Annotated in this window: 10 protein-coding genes and 2 pseudogenes; 4 read left to right on the plus strand and 8 right to left on the minus strand. The window is 70.4% G+C overall.

Translation table 11 applies throughout. From position 1 onward, the window contains the following. From C1J00_RS24870 to C1J00_RS47000, 3 genes and pseudogenes are all read left to right on the plus strand, one after another. Nucleotides 1–692: rhamnogalacturonan acetylesterase (locus tag C1J00_RS24870; RefSeq protein WP_146046251.1), on the plus strand; the 692-nt coding region annotated here is incomplete at its 5' end. Between the two features lie 79 nt (nucleotides 693–771). After that, nucleotides 772–2454 carry a DUF2264 domain-containing protein gene (locus C1J00_RS24875; RefSeq protein WP_102911275.1) on the plus strand — a complete coding sequence of 561 codons (1683 nt, stop codon included), beginning with the start codon at nucleotides 772–774 and terminating at the stop codon, nucleotides 2452–2454. 117 nt (nucleotides 2455–2571) lie between these two features. Beyond that, nucleotides 2572–2727 (plus strand): annotated as a pseudogene (locus C1J00_RS47000) (isocitrate lyase/phosphoenolpyruvate mutase family protein); the annotation flags it as partial. Between the two features lie 229 nt (nucleotides 2728–2956). Here the strand turns inward: C1J00_RS47000 and C1J00_RS24885 are convergent. From C1J00_RS24885 to C1J00_RS24920, 8 genes and pseudogenes are all read right to left on the minus strand, one after another. Beyond that, nucleotides 2957–3724 (minus strand): hypothetical protein, encoded by a 768-nt coding sequence (locus C1J00_RS24885; RefSeq protein ID WP_102911276.1) that lies wholly within the window; start codon nucleotides 3722–3724, stop codon nucleotides 2957–2959. Nucleotides 3725–4054: 330 nt separating this feature from the next. Next, a pseudogene (locus tag C1J00_RS24890) lies at nucleotides 4055–4417 on the minus strand (ATP-binding cassette domain-containing protein); the annotation flags it as partial. Between the two features lie 123 nt (nucleotides 4418–4540). After that, on the minus strand, nucleotides 4541–7414 hold the full coding sequence (locus C1J00_RS24895) for a glycoside hydrolase family 2 TIM barrel-domain containing protein (protein WP_102911277.1): 2874 nt from the start codon (nucleotides 7412–7414) through the stop codon (nucleotides 4541–4543). 12 nt (nucleotides 7415–7426) lie between these two features. Next, on the minus strand, nucleotides 7427–8323 hold the full coding sequence (locus C1J00_RS24900; RefSeq protein ID WP_180989680.1) for a carbohydrate ABC transporter permease: 897 nt from the start codon (nucleotides 8321–8323) through the stop codon (nucleotides 7427–7429). Next, entirely contained in the window at nucleotides 8320–9285 is a 966-nt protein-coding gene (locus C1J00_RS24905) for a carbohydrate ABC transporter permease (RefSeq protein WP_102911278.1), read from the minus strand. The genes C1J00_RS24900 and C1J00_RS24905 overlap by 4 nt, the downstream gene beginning before the upstream one ends. A gap of 20 nt (nucleotides 9286–9305) precedes the next feature. After that, nucleotides 9306–10571 (minus strand): ABC transporter substrate-binding protein, encoded by a 1266-nt coding sequence (locus tag C1J00_RS24910; RefSeq protein WP_102911279.1) that lies wholly within the window; start codon nucleotides 10569–10571, stop codon nucleotides 9306–9308. Nucleotides 10572–10790: 219 nt separating this feature from the next. Next, nucleotides 10791–12038: an ROK family protein gene (locus tag C1J00_RS24915; RefSeq protein ID WP_102911280.1), complete on the minus strand. Its 1248-nt coding sequence runs from the start codon at nucleotides 12036–12038 to the stop codon at nucleotides 10791–10793. 199 nt (nucleotides 12039–12237) lie between these two features. Then, nucleotides 12238–12975: an ANTAR domain-containing protein gene (locus C1J00_RS24920; protein ID WP_180989681.1), complete on the minus strand. Its 738-nt coding sequence runs from the start codon at nucleotides 12973–12975 to the stop codon at nucleotides 12238–12240. Between the two features lie 135 nt (nucleotides 12976–13110). Between C1J00_RS24920 and C1J00_RS24925 the strand changes: the two genes are divergently transcribed. Next, nucleotides 13111–13461 carry a helix-turn-helix transcriptional regulator gene (locus tag C1J00_RS24925; protein ID WP_102911281.1) on the plus strand — a complete coding sequence of 117 codons (351 nt, stop codon included), beginning with the start codon at nucleotides 13111–13113 and terminating at the stop codon, nucleotides 13459–13461. Nucleotides 13462–13766 lie beyond the last annotated feature (305 nt).

Below are 13766 nucleotides of genomic sequence, written 5' to 3' on the forward strand. Positions count from 1 at the left end.
CCGCCCCTGCCCTGGCCGGCATCAAGGTCACCCCCGCCCGGCACGCCCGCCAGATCTTCCTGGTCGGCGACTCCACCGTCTGCGACCAGCCCGGCGACCCCTACTCCGGCTGGGGCCAGCAACTGCCCCAGTACCTCCGCGAGGGCGTGTCAGTCGCCAACTACGCCGATTCCGGGGAGAGTACGGTCTCGTATCTGGGGAACCCGAAGCTGTGGGCCACCGTACGGCCCCTGATCCGCCCCGGCGATCTGGTGCTCGTCCAGCTCGCGCACAACGACAAGACCACGGACGAGGCCACCTACCGGGCCAACCTGGAGACCCTGGTCGCGGGAGTCCGGGAGCGGGGCGGACAGCCGGTCCTTGTCACTCCCATCGTGCGGCGCTGGTTCAACCCCGACGGCACGCTGAACAACGGAACCGCGCTCCTGGTCAACGGCCTCGGTGTCGACCACCCGGCCGTCACCCGCTCGGTCGCGGCGGCCCAGGACGTCCCGCTGATCGACCTCACGGCGAAGACCAAGGCGCTGGTGGAGTCCCTCGGCGTGGAAGGATCCAAGGCGCTGTACCTCACCGACGAGGCCCGGGACAACACGCACACCTCCGTGCGCGGTGCGACGGCCTACGCGGCCCTGGTCCGCGACGAACTCGTCACCCGGCATCTGGTGCCCAAGGGCAAGGTGCGGGTGGGATGAACCCCTGGGGCGCCCCGACCGGAACCGGGGCGCTCCAGGCCCGATCCGTATCCACCCGCCCGAGCACGAAAGACATCCGATGCACCTGCCTCCCGCCGACCGCACGACGTCCCCGTTCACCGGCTGCACCCGCGCCCACTGGGAGGCGGCGGCCGACTCCCTGCTCACCGCCGTGGAGCCGTACGCGAGCGAGGACCAGGCGCTTTACCACCTGCCCGGCGACCGGGCCAGCTGGTCGGGCCGCCTCTCCGACGGCCTGGAGGGCTACGCCCGCACCCTGCTGCTCGCCGCCTTCCGCCGCGACGAGAAGGCCCTCGAGCGCTACGCCACCGGCCTCGACGCCGGCGTCTCGGGCGTCTGGCCCCGCATCGAGGACCGCAGCCAGCCCCTGGTGGAGGCCGCGTCCATCGCCCTCGCGCTCCGCCTGACCCGGGACCTGCTCTGGGACCGCCTGGACGACGGCGTGCGCCAGCGGACGGCCGCCTGGCTGGGCGACGCCCTCACGGCCGAACCCTGGCCCTGCAACTGGGAGCTGTTCCCGGTCACGGTGGGCGGTTTCCTCGCCGAGATCGGCCACGAGCCGGACGCCTCCCGCGTGGCGATCGACCGCGGCTTGGAACGCATCGAGCAGTGGTACGTCGGCGACGGCTGGTACACCGACGGCGACGGCCGCAAGTACGACTACTACAACGGCTGGGCGATGCACCTCTACCCGGTGCTGCACGCCTGGCTGGAGGGCGACGAGCGCCTGCTGGACCTGTACGGCGACCGCCTCTCGCGCCACCTGTCCGACTACTCCCGGCTCTTCGGCGGCGACGGCGCCCCCATGCACCAGGGCCGCTCCCTGACGTACCGCTTCGCCACCACGGCCCCGCTGTGGCTGGGCGCGCTGACCGGCCGTACGCCCCTGCCCCCCGGCGAGACCCGGCGGCTGGCCTCGGGAGCGCTGAAGTACTTCCTGGACCGGGGCGCGGTGGACGACCGGGGCCTGCTCTCCCTCGGCTGGCACGGCCCCGACGAGTCCGTACTGCAGGGCTACTCGGGCCCGGCCTCCCCGTACTGGGCGAGCAAGGGCTTCCTCGGCCTGCTCCTGCCCCCGGACCACGAGGTCTGGACGGCACCGGAGGAACCCGCTCCCGCCGAACGAGCGGACTTCGTCACCGCCGTCGGCCCGCCCAACTGGCTGCTCCAGTCCACCCGTTCCGACGGCGTGGTCCGGCTCCACAACCACGGCAGCGAGGACGTCCGCTACGACCCGTACTACACGCGGCTGGCGTACTCCACCGTGACCGCACCGGCGCGGACGTACGACAACAGCGTCCTCGTCGCCGGCGACCCGAGCCGCACCGGCATCGAGCCGCTCGGCGCGGGCGAGGGCTGGGCGGCGTCCCGGCACGCGGCGGGCGGGGGAGCCCGGGTGACGAGCGTGGTGCTGGCGCACGGGGCGGTGGAGGTGCGTGCGCACCTGGTGGTGAGCGCGGAGCCGGGGACGGAGGTCCGTGTGACCGGCTGGAGCGCACCGGACGGCCTGCGGGCGGAACTGCTGCCCGCCGTCGGCCTCGACGACGACCTCACCGGCGTCACGACCGGGGACTCCACCCTGTTCGTCGCCCTGGCCCGGCTCACCGCCGAGCCGGATCCGGCTCCGCTGGCGGAAACGGTCGCCGTGACCGCTTGCGGGGACGGGGAGCTGAAGGTCCGCTGGAGCGAGGGGCCTGAGGTGCGGGTCCGGCTGGACGAGGCCGGGGTGAACGTCGGCTGAGGTCTGCGCGGCCGGGTCCGCCTCACGGCTTCCATCGAGGTCCGCGAGGCCGGGTCCGCCTCGCGGTGCCTCCATGGTTCGGTCGGCGCCGAAGCGAGCCGGGTCCAGCATGGCGGCATGACCGCACATCCGCAGCAGACGCCGTCAGGCCGGGCCGTGACCGCCTTCGCCGCCCTCCACCGTGCCGGGGAGCCCCTGCTCCTGCCCAACGCCTGGGACCACGCGTCCGCCCGGGCCCTTGCGGGGCAAAACGATACAGCGGCCGTGAGCACGTGGGGCCGACCGCCGACGCTGATGATGTCCGTCTTCGACAAGGAGCCCTCGAGGCCGCTGAGATCACGGACGTGTGCGCCCGTACGAGCATCCCCGGGACTCAGCGGATCGGCGCGTACATCACACCCGGCTTGTCGATCTCCCCGCCCGGCCCGTGAAGCCCACGGTCTGCCGTCCGGACGGAGCCGTGAAGGTCTTGCCCGGCGCTGAAATCCTGCTGAGTCAGGAGTCAGGGGTGACGCAGCAGTTCGAGTTCCGTGCCCCAGGCGTCCAGCACAGGGCCGTGGCCGGCCCGCCGTGCTGCCTCCTCGATGTCGGCCAAGAGGGTGCGCTGGGTGGGCGGGTCGCCGTCGGCCAGGATGCGACGGACGACCGGCAGGAGCCGGCCCGCCTCCCACCGGGGATCGCCCAGCGGCTGCCGCTCCAGCTCCCACCGGAGGTACTTGTTGTAGGGCCGCACGCGGCGGTGCAGGGCGAAGAGCACCTCCAGGGCGAAGGGGACGGACTCGGCGGCGTCCAGGTGGCCCAGGGCGGGTCGGCGGTCGCGGTAACTCTTCAGGGAGCGGTACGTCTGGTTGACGTACGCGTCGAGCCAGCCGTCGACAGCGGCCCCGGCCTCACCGGCGCCCAGGGTCCGTTTCTCGTCGAGGATCCGGGCGACGGTCCCGTCGAGCCGGTCGAGCAGCACCTCGGCGTGGACGTAGGAGTAGCGCGCGAAGCTGTCCGGTCGGCCGGGCATGCCACGCGTGCGGAACTCCGCCAGCGGAATGACCACGAGGTCCAGGTGGGCGGAGCGGAACCGGTCCAACTCGGCGATCGGCGAGGCGTGCTGATCCCTCAGGATCACGTGCAGGTCGTAGTCGGAGTGGACCGTCGGCATGCCCTCGTGGACGCGGGAGCCGCTGAGCACGAGCCCGGCGACGCCGGGATCGGCGGCCGCTCGTGCGGTGAAGGCGGTCACGGTGTCGTCAGGAGTGTTGCCCAGGGTGATGTGCATGGTGATCTCTCCCCGCGGAACGTCAGGGGTACGGGCCGGGTTCGCGTCTGCGGTGTCCGGGACACCGCGGGAGAGATCAGCTCACGGTCCGGACGCTACTCCGTCCGCGCCGCCCACCGGTACCGGTTTTCGCGGGCATTCGCGGACATCGGAACACGGGCGGGTGCGGCATTCCTCGGGGCGGCCCGCAGGGCGTAGTAGCGCTGCGGCGGCAGCGGCCGCAGGTACCAGTAGACGATGGTGCCGAAGTACATGTGCCGCAGGACCGTGTCGCGGCCCGCGTACTGGTCCAGCTCCCGCAGCCGGGAAGCCAGGACGGCCAGCACGGCGTGCGAACGACTCGCGCACCGGCAGGTCCCACCACAACTGGTTGCGCTGCCCGAACACCGCCCCGACGTTGCGGGCGTTGCGCTCCCGCTCCCGGTACGGCACCACGCCCGCGACCCGAGCCTCGCCGGACGTGGGCGTGAGGATGCCGGTGAGGATCTTGATGGTGGTGGACTTGCCGGCGCCGTTCGGGCCGAGCAGGGCGAGGAGTTCGCCCGCGGCCACGTCGAAGGTGACGTCGGAGACGGCGCGCTTGGCCACCCGCTCGGGGTTGACCAGGGACCGCACGGCGCCCGCGAAGCCGGGGCGGCGGACGGTGGTGTGGAAGGTACGGGACAGCCCTCGGACCTCGATGGCGACACTCAACCGACCCACCAGCTCCTTGCGTGAACACAGCAGCGGCCGGTCGGCGCAATGGCCGACCGGCCGCGGACGACACCCCGACACTGTCGGAATGTCGATCAATCGGTCAATCGATCAACCGGTTTCTTACCTGGTGGTCGAGAACACGAACGAGAACTCCACCGGCTCCGCGTTCAGAAAGTACTGCGGCAGCGGCCCCGGGCCGCAGGACTGCGAGCCGATGCCGTGCAGCCCGTGGTCGAGGTTGACCCACACCGTGTCGCCGGCCGCGAGGTCGGTCCGGTGCCGGGCTGCATCGAGCTGCTCGGTCGTCCAGCGCCGCGCCGTGAACCAGAACTCCGGGTCGCCCTCGACCCTGAGACCGCCGAGCTCCACCCACCGGACGTCGGCACGGGCGCCGTTCTCCTGCGGGCGGACGTACGGCGTCTGCAGCCTGTCCACCGTGGACTGCCAACGTCCGACCATGGACGCTGCCTTGCTGTCCGGGTACGCCTCGCCGGGACCGCCACCGAACCACTCGACCCGGTCCGCCTCCGGCAGCCCGAAGCGGACGCCGAGCCGGGGCAGCGGCACCGTCCAGTCGCCCTCCGGCGTCACCGACACGGACAGCCGCAGCCGCTCGCCGTCGGACGTCCAGCGGTACACCGTGTCCAGGCCCACCTCGCGGGCGGCGGGTGCCACCCGGGTCCGTACCGTCAGAGCGTCGTCGCCCGCCTCGACCGAGACCAGGCGGTGCCGCATCCGGTGCAGGCCGAGCGTGCGCCACAGCATCCCGTAGCGGGTGTCCGTCTGCCACTCGGCACCGTCGTCGTTGTCGGTCGGCGCCCGCCACACGTCCAGCCGCGGCGTCGCGCCGACCTCCACCCCGCCGATCGAGAGCAGCGCACCGCTGCGGGCGTCGAAGGCGGCCGGGCCGAGCGTGATCCGGCCCTCGTCCGGCACGGGCCGGTCGGTCGCGGGGAAGGACGGCAGCGGCCGCGCCCCCACCGCGAACTGGCCCCAGGCCACGACGTGACCCTTCGCGGCCCAGGACGTGTCGTCCGCGAGCAGTGCCCGCACCGTCCACTGCCGTTCGCCGCCCCGGCCGTCCACGGGCGGCTCCGGCAGCTTGACCTCGGCGCTCTCGCCCGGCGCGAGCGCCGGCACCGAGAGCGAACCCGACTCGACGGTCTCGCCGTCCACCTGGCACGACCACTCGAAGGCCAGCGCCGACAGGTCGGCGAAGTCCTGCTTGTTGGTGACGTGCACGATGCCGTTCGCGCCGTCGCCTTCAATGTGGACCGGCTCGATGACCTTCTTGTACTCGATCAGGCCCGGCGACGGCGTCCGGTCCGGGAAGACCAGCCCGTCGCACACGAAGTTGCCGTCGTGCAGCTCCTCGCCGAAGTCACCGCCGTAGGCGTAGCCCAGCTCGGCGTGCTTGACGCCGTGGTCGATCCACTCCCAGATGAACCCGCCCTGCAGCCGGTCGTACTTCTCGAACAGCTCCTGGTAGTCGGCGAGACCGCCGGGGCCGTTGCCCATGGCGTGCGCGTACTCGCACTGGATGAACGGCAGCTCGCGCCGCTTGCGGGTACCGCCGTCGAGCTGCTGCCCGATCTTCTCGACCTCGTCGTGGGAGGCGTACATCCGCGAGTACACGTCCGTGTCGCGGCAGTTCCAGTCGCCCTCGTAGTGCACGAGGCGCTCGGGGTCGCGGTCGTGGATCCACTCGGCCATGGCGGTGAGACCGCGGCCGGTGCCGGCTTCGTTGCCCAGCGACCAGAACACGATCGACGGGTGGTTCTTGTCCCGCTCGACCATCCGCGCCGCACGGTCCAGCAGGGCCGGGGTCCAGCGGTCGTCGTCGACCGGGTTGTCCCGCCAGTCCTGCTCGGTGAAGCCGTGGGTCTCCAGGTCGCACTCGTCGATGACCCACAGGCCGTACTCGTCGCACAGGTCGAGGAAGGCCGGGTGCGGCGGGTAGTGCGAGGTGCGCACGGCGTTGAGGTTGTGCCGCTTCATCAGCAGCACGTCCTCGCGCATGGTCTCCAGGTCCAGGGCGCGGCCCCGCTCGGGGTGCCACTCGTGCCGGTTGACGCCCTTGAAGAGGACGGCCGTGCCGTTGACCTTGACGAGCCCGTCCTCCAGGACGACCGTACGGAAACCGATCCGCAGCGGCACCCGCTCCCCGTCCGTTGCCAGCACACCGTCGTAGAGCTTCGGCGTCTCGGCGGTCCACGGCCGCACCGCGACCGTCACCGGCTCGCCGGTCGCGACATCGATGTCCAGGGCCGGGACGAGCACCCGCCCGTCGACGTCGGAGTCGACGCGCAGGGTGCCCTCGCCGGTGGTGTGGTCGTAGGAGGCGTGCACGAAGAAGTCGGCGACGCTGCCCGCCGGGCGGTGCAGCAGCGTCACGTCACGGAAGATGCCCGGCAGCCACCACTGGTCCTGGTCCTCCAGGTACGACCCCGCCGACCACTGGTGCACGCGCACGGCGAGCACGTTGCTCCCCGGCTTCAGCAGCTCACCGACCGCGAACTCGTGCGGCAGCCGGGAGCCCTTGAACTCGCCGAGCTCGGTGCCGTTCAGCCAGACACGGGCGCAGGACTCGACACCGTCGAAGCGCAGCACCGCCGCGCCGTCCGACGGCCAGTCGGACGGCAGGTCGAAGACGCGCAGGTGGTCACCGGTCGGGTTCTCCGTCGGGACGTACGGCGGGTCCACCGGGAAGGGGTAGAGGTGGTTGGTGTAGATCGGGGAGCCGAACGCCCCGTCGCCCTGGAGGACCCAGTGCCCGGGGACCGTGACATCGGCCCAGTTCCCGGCGTCGTAGCCCTCCTCGGCGAACGAGTCGTCCTCGGCGCCGGCCGTCGCGGACAGCCGGAACCGCCAGCTCCCGTTCAGCGACAGGGACCGCGCGTCCGAGGACGCGTACCAGGCACGGGGCGGCAGGGCGCCGCTGCCCGGGGAGACGTCCTCGACGTAGTCGACGGATGGGGTCGTGCGGAAAGACATCGGTCTCCTAGCTCAGCCCTTGATGCCGGTCTGGGCGATCCCCTGCACCAGCCAGCGCTGGAGGAAGAGGAAGACGAACACCAGGGGCAGGATGGAAATGGCCGTGGCCATGAAGATCATGTGGAAAACGACGGTCTGGTTGGTCATGTAGCTGGAGAGCGCCACCTGGACGGTCCACGAACTCGGATCCTGCCCGATGACCAGCGGCCACAGGAAGGCGTTCCAGCCCGCGATGAAGGTGATGGTCGCCATAGCCGCGAAGAAGTTCAGCGAGTTGGGTACGACGACACGCCAGTACGCACCCCAGTAACCCAGTCCGTCCATGCGCGCCGCCTCCTCCAGCTCCTTGGGGAACCCCAGGAAGTACTGCCGGAAGAGGAAGCAGGTGAAACCACTGAACAGGCCCGGAATGATGAGACCCCGGTAGGTGTCCACCCAGCCGAGCGAGGAGACGAGCACGAAGCTCGGCACGAAGGTGACGGCGGTCGGGACCATCAGGGTTCCCAGAACGGCGTAGAACACCTTGTTGGCGTGCTTGTACGGGATGCGGGCCAGACCGTAGCCCGCGAGGGAGCACACCAGCAGGACGCCCACGGTGTGCAGGGTGGCCACGACCGCCGAGTTCCACAGGGTCTGGGCGAAGGGGACCGTCTCGTCGCTGAAGAGCTCGCTGATGTTGCCCCACTGGATGTCCGTGGGGAAGAGCTTCCAGTTCTCTCCGGTGATCTCGGCGTCGGTGGAGAGGGCGTTGCGGACGAGGATGTAGAACGGGATCAGGAAGAGCAGGGCGGCGACGCCGGTGGCGATGTAGAGGCCGGTGGAGCTCATCACACCGCCGCCGCGCCCGGCCCGGCTGGGTGTGTCCGCCTTCGGTGCGGACTTGCGCACCTTGGGGATGGTGGTGGTCACTTGGACTCGTCCCCCCTTCCGAAGCCCATGATCTTGCCCTGGAGCAGGGTCACGGCGCAGATCAGCACGGTCAGGATGAGTGCGCCCGCGCTGCCGGCGCCGTAGTCCTGGCTTTCGCCGAGGGCCTTGTAGTAGAGCTCGACGAGGGGCGGGCGGCCCCAGGTGGTCTTCGACAGCAGGTTGAAGAACTCGTCGAAGGCCTGGTAGGCGGCGACGAGCAGCAACAGGATCACCGCGGTGGACGTGGCCCGCAGCTGGGGCAGGGTGATGTACCAGAAGGTCTGCCAGCCCGACTTGGCGCCGTCGATGGCGGCGGCCTCGTACAGCTCCTCCGGGATGTTCTGCAGCGCGGCGATGAACAGGATCATGTAGAAGCCGGACTGCAGCCACAGCCGGGCGGTCACGATGACCAGCCAGTACCAGGGCGGGTTGGGGTCGATCAGCCAGGCGATGTTCTCGACCCCGAACCAGCCGAGGACCGTGTTCATCAGGCCGAAGCGGACCCCGCTGAAGATGGACATCTTCCAGATCAGCGACGCGGCGACGTAGCTGACCGCGGTCGGCAGGAAGAAGACCGACCGGAAGAACGCCCGCATGAAGCGCAGCCGGTTCACCAGCAGGGCCAGGCCCAGCGAGAGCGCCCAGGTGGTGGGCACGATGAACGCGGCGAAGACGGTGAAGGTGCCGAGCGAGCCGACGAAGTCTTCGTTCGTCAGCATGTAGACGTAGTTGTCGAAGCCGACGAACTTGTCGGGCGTGACGGTGAAGCGGGCTTCGAAGAAGCTGAGCCAGAGGCTCCAGAGGATCGGCGCGTAGACGAAGATCGCCAGGCCGATCAGGAACGGGCCGGTGAAGAGCCAGAAGGTGAGAGTCGGGCTGCCCCGCAGACCCCGCCGCGGCTTGGCCGGGGAGGCCTTGGCCGTGGCGGAGTCCGGGACGTCGAGCTTGGTGGTCGTCGACATGTCGTGGTCCGTCCCGCGACCTATCCGAACAGCTTCTTGAGCTCGCGGTTGACTGCCGTGTCGCACCTGTCGAGAGCCTTCTCCGGGTCCATGTTCTTGCGGACGGAGTTGGCGAAGACGTCCTCGAAAGCGGTGCGCATGGCCTGGGTCCAGCCGATGTTGTCGAAGTGCCCGAACTCGTTGAAGAGCTTGACGCCCTCAGCGGCGTTCCCCGACTTGAGCTTGTCGGCCTTCGCTGCGATCGACGTGCGCGGCGGGATGTGGAAGCCGTAGGAGGTGGCCCAGTCCTCCTGGTACTCCGCCTGGTCGATCCACAGCCACTTCACGTACTCCTTGGCCGCGTCGACGTTCTTGCTCTTGGCGTTGACGAACATCGACCAGCCGCCGTTGTAGACGGACGGCTTTCCGGAGTCCGTGACCTTCGGGAAGGGGAAGACGCCCCAGTCGTCGCCGAGCGCGTCCTGGATCGCCGGCATCGCCCACATGCCGCAGAACTGGATGGCGCACAGGCCCTGGTTGAACGAGGAGGGGTCCCAGGACTCGGTCGGAGCGCCGAGGAGGAGGTCGCCGCTGGTGAACAGCCGGCGCATCTTCTTCAGGCCCTCGACGACGCCGTCCGTGTGGTAGGCGATCTCGTTCTTCTCGTCGAGGTGCTGGGCGCCGGACGACCAGATCAACGTGTCGTTCACGCTGTGCAGGTCGTTGCCCATGTACAGGCCCTTGACCTTGCCGGTGGTGAGCTTGGCGGCGGCCTCCATCAGCTCGTCGAGCGTGGTCGGCACCTCGACCTTGGCCTTCTCCAGCATCGACTTGCGGTAGAAGAAGAACTGCGGGTCGTCGATCATGCGGACGCCGTATATCTTCCCGTCCACCGTGTGCGACTTGATGTCGGCCGGGTTGAAGTCGTCCTTGACCGGCTCGACGAGGTCGGTCAGATCCGCCACCTGGCCGCTCTTGACCATCTGGATCTGCGGGTGGAACTCGAAGAGATCCGGCGCGTTCTTGGTGAGCAGCGCCGAGAACAGCTTGCTCTCGAAGTCGTTGCTGGTGATCCACTGCGTGGTCACGTTGGCGTCCTTGTACGCCTTCGCGTACCGCTTGATGGCCTGCTCGGTGCCTGCCTCGCCGTACGCGTGGAACATCTGCGTCAGGTTGGTGCCCGACCCGGACCCGCCGCCGCGTCCGGTGTTGCCGCCGCACGCGGCGAGTCCGCCGACGGCGGCCAGGCCCATCGCGGCCCGCAGTACGTTTCGGCGGTCCCAGTTCATGTTGCTCGATGCCGACATGCTGACGTCCTTGTCTCGAGTGCGGCTGCGGCTCTGCGGCTCACTGCCTGATGGCTCACGGCCCGGGGGCTCGCGCCAGATGGCTCAAAGAGAGGTGCGGTGCGGGACGCTAGAGCTTCGGCTAAGGCTTCGGCAAGGGGTTGGACGAAGCCTGTGCGAAGCGTTGTATCCCGTTCGCCATTTCGAACACGCGGGGGGTGCGGAGGAGTTGATTCCGCGCTACGACGGTGGGGCGGTGGTGCGGCTCCTCACGGGTGCGGTGCGTTTGCCGTTCTTCTGCCCGACGGCCTGGAGGGCGCCTTCGAGCGCGAACGTCGCCGCGCCCAGGCATACCGGGTCGGTGGGGATCGGGGAGAGGACGATCTCGGTGGCGGCCAGCGGCCGCGGCAGCGCGTGCCGGGTCACGGCCTCGCGCACTTCGTGCAGCAGCGGTTCGCCCAGGGTGCGGGCGACCCAGCTGCTCAGCACGACGATCTCGGGGTTGAACAGGTTCACCAGGTCCGCGACGCCGGCGCCCAGGTAGCGGGCGGTTTCACGGACGACCCGGCGCGCCACCGGGTCGTCCGCCGCGACTCCGCGGGCCAGGGCGTCGATGGTCGCCGTCTGGTCGTCCGCGTGCAGCAGTTCGCTGTCGGGTCCGATCTCCCGCAGGTTCAGCATGATGCCGCGCGCGCCCACGTACGTCTCCACACAGCCGTGATTGCCGCAGCGGCACAGGCGCCCGTCCAGCACCATCGTGGTGTGGCCCCACTCGCCGGCGCTGTTGCTGACACCACGGTGCAGCCCGCCGCCCAGGACGAGCCCGGCGCCCACGCCGGTCCCGAGGTTGACCACCACGGCGTTCCCGCGTCCGCGCGCCGCCCCGAACCACAGCTCGGCGACCGCGCTGGCGCGCAGCGGATTGTCCAGGTACAGCGGGTAGGCGATGTGCTCGGTGAGCAGGTCCAGGAGCGGTACGTCGTGCCAGTCCCAGTTGGGCGCGTACTCCGAGGTGCCGGTCGCGCGGTCCACCTGCCCCGGCACGCTCACGCCGACGCCGAGCACCCGGGCGCCCTCGATGCCGGCCTGCATGACCACCGAGCCGACGGCGGTGGCCACATGGCCCACCACCTGCTCGGGCAGGCTCTCGCTGGGCCGGACGTCCTCCTCGGCGCGGGCCAGCACGTTCAGCCCGAGGTCGAACAGCTCGACGTGGACGTACGTCTCGGCGATGTCGACGCCGATCAGCGCGCCGCCCGAAGAGTTGACGGCGACCAGGCCCCGGGGGCGTCCGCCCGCCGAGTCCTCGAAGCCGACTTCGGTGATCATGCGGAGGTCGAGCAGCTCGCCGACGAGGGTGGCGACCGTCGCGAGGCTGAGGCCCGTGGCCGCTGCCAGCTCCTGCCGGGAGGTGGGTGACTCCGCGATCATCTGGCGCAGCACCTCGTAGCGGTTCGCGGTGCGGATGTCACGTGATGTGCGCTTCACCGGGGTGCCCCATTCCTTCCCAGACCGGCCGGGCCGGATCGACGTCGGCACCGGCGCGGCGCAAGGCTATGGGCTGCCGGGACTTTCGACAAGGGGTTTGGAAAGGGGCTTTATAAAGTCCTCGCCCGGCGAGGAGCGGAGGTGGCCGGGCATGGCCTGCCCATGATGCCTCACACCGGGTGCGTCGGCGCCCGGAGGCTCAGGCCCGGTCCTCGACGGGGCCCGTCGGGCAGGCCGCGGCCTCACCCGGGCGGCCCACGCCGGCGACCGCGGCGGAAAGCTGTTGCTGCACCTGCTCCGGCAGTGTGCTGCCGCCTACCGTGCCCACGAGGTCCCGGGCCAGGTGGTGCAGTTTGGTGTTGGTGTTCTGGGAAGTCCTGACCAGCACGCTCCAGGCCGCCTCGGGGGTCAGGTTGAAGGACGCCATCAGAATGCCGCGGGCCAGGTCGATGGTGGGCCGCGTCTGCATGGCGCGGCGCAGCTGGGTGACCTCGGCGCGGAGGTCCTGGCCGCCCCCCTCCGGTGGGCCGGTGTCGGGCCGGGCGGAGTCCGTGAACAGCCCTCGCGTGCCGGTCAGGTCGAGAAGGCGCTCGACCGCGACGCCGCAGGACCGGATGGCGACCGTCTTGCCCTGGTCGACCGCGCGGGTGCGCAGATCGAGCAGGGCGTTGAGGCCGGAGCAGTCGCAGAACCCGACGGCGTCCAGACGCAGGTCGACGCCGCCGCCCGACAGGGTGAGCATGTCGTACAGCTCGGGCAGCAATCTCCGGCTGCCCAGGTCGAGTTCACCCCACATCGACACGGTCATGCGGTCGCCGTCCGGAACGACGTCCATGGTCGCCATGCAGGGCGGGATCGCCGTCGGCGTACTGTCGCCCGCCGCGGGTGCGGCGTCCTCCTGCGTGTGGGACCGCGCAGCGTGCGCAGGCTCCGGCATGGACCTGTTCTCCCTTTGCTCTTTCGCCTTGCCTCCGCTTCCAGCGTTGCCTCTCTACCCCATACACGTCAACCGATACATGAAACGAAGTACGTGTTTTTGGGTGCGCGAATGTTCGGTCGCTAGAGTTGGGGCATGGATGGAGTGCCGGAGCCACACAGCGGATGGACGTTCCTCACCAACCATGCCCGCGTGCTGGCCGCCATTGCCGACAATCACAGTGCTCGTATACGGGACATCGCGGCCCACTGCCGGCTCACCGAGCGAGCCGTGCAGAAGATCATCGCCGACCTCGAGCAGGACGGGTACCTCTCCCACACCCGGGAGGGCCGCAGTAACACGTACCGGATCGACCCCGGCAAGGTACTGCGCCACCCGGCCGAGGCGGGCCTGACCGTGGCGTCCCTGATGTCCCTGCTCGTCCAGGACGAGGCCGACCGGGCCACGACCTCCGCCACCCGCGGCCGCCCACACGCGGCGACCTGACCGACGCGCTCGCACGACCCCTGCTCACGCGCGGCGACGTGACCGACGCGCTCGCACGCACGCCCTCTGCCCGGTGAGCCGCCGGACCGCGACGTGCCAGGGCCGTCGGCCATGACCCGACGGGTCGGCGACACCCCGTGCCCGGCCGTCCGGCCGTCGGCGAGCTACCGCCTGCCCGGCGGGCCGCACACCCGAAGATCCTGCCCGCGGCCACGCGCGCGGCCCGACCGGCGGAGCCGTCGGCCTCCGGGCCGTCCGCCTCCGGGCCGTCCACCCCGGGCCCGCCGACGGCCGCCGCCCCCGCC

This window comes from Streptomyces cahuitamycinicus (genome assembly GCF_002891435.1).
Classification (GTDB): domain Bacteria; phylum Actinomycetota; class Actinomycetes; order Streptomycetales; family Streptomycetaceae; genus Streptomyces; species Streptomyces cahuitamycinicus.

Coding starts and splice junctions, on each gene's coding strand:
- C1J00_RS24875 (WP_102911275.1), top strand. CDS start 772: ATGCACCTGCCTCCCGCCGACCGCACGACGTCCCCGTTCACCGGCTGC.
- C1J00_RS24885 (WP_102911276.1), bottom strand. CDS start 3,724: ATGCACATCACCCTGGGCAACACTCCTGACGACACCGTGACCGCCTTC.
- C1J00_RS24895 (WP_102911277.1), bottom strand. CDS start 7,414: ATGTCTTTCCGCACGACCCCATCCGTCGACTACGTCGAGGACGTCTCC.
- C1J00_RS24905 (WP_102911278.1), bottom strand. CDS start 9,285: ATGTCGACGACCACCAAGCTCGACGTCCCGGACTCCGCCACGGCCAAG.
- C1J00_RS24910 (WP_102911279.1), bottom strand. CDS start 10,571: ATGTCGGCATCGAGCAACATGAACTGGGACCGCCGAAACGTACTGCGG.
- C1J00_RS24920 (WP_180989681.1), bottom strand. CDS start 12,975: ATGCCGGAGCCTGCGCACGCTGCGCGGTCCCACACGCAGGAGGACGCC.
- C1J00_RS24925 (WP_102911281.1), top strand. CDS start 13,111: ATGGATGGAGTGCCGGAGCCACACAGCGGATGGACGTTCCTCACCAAC.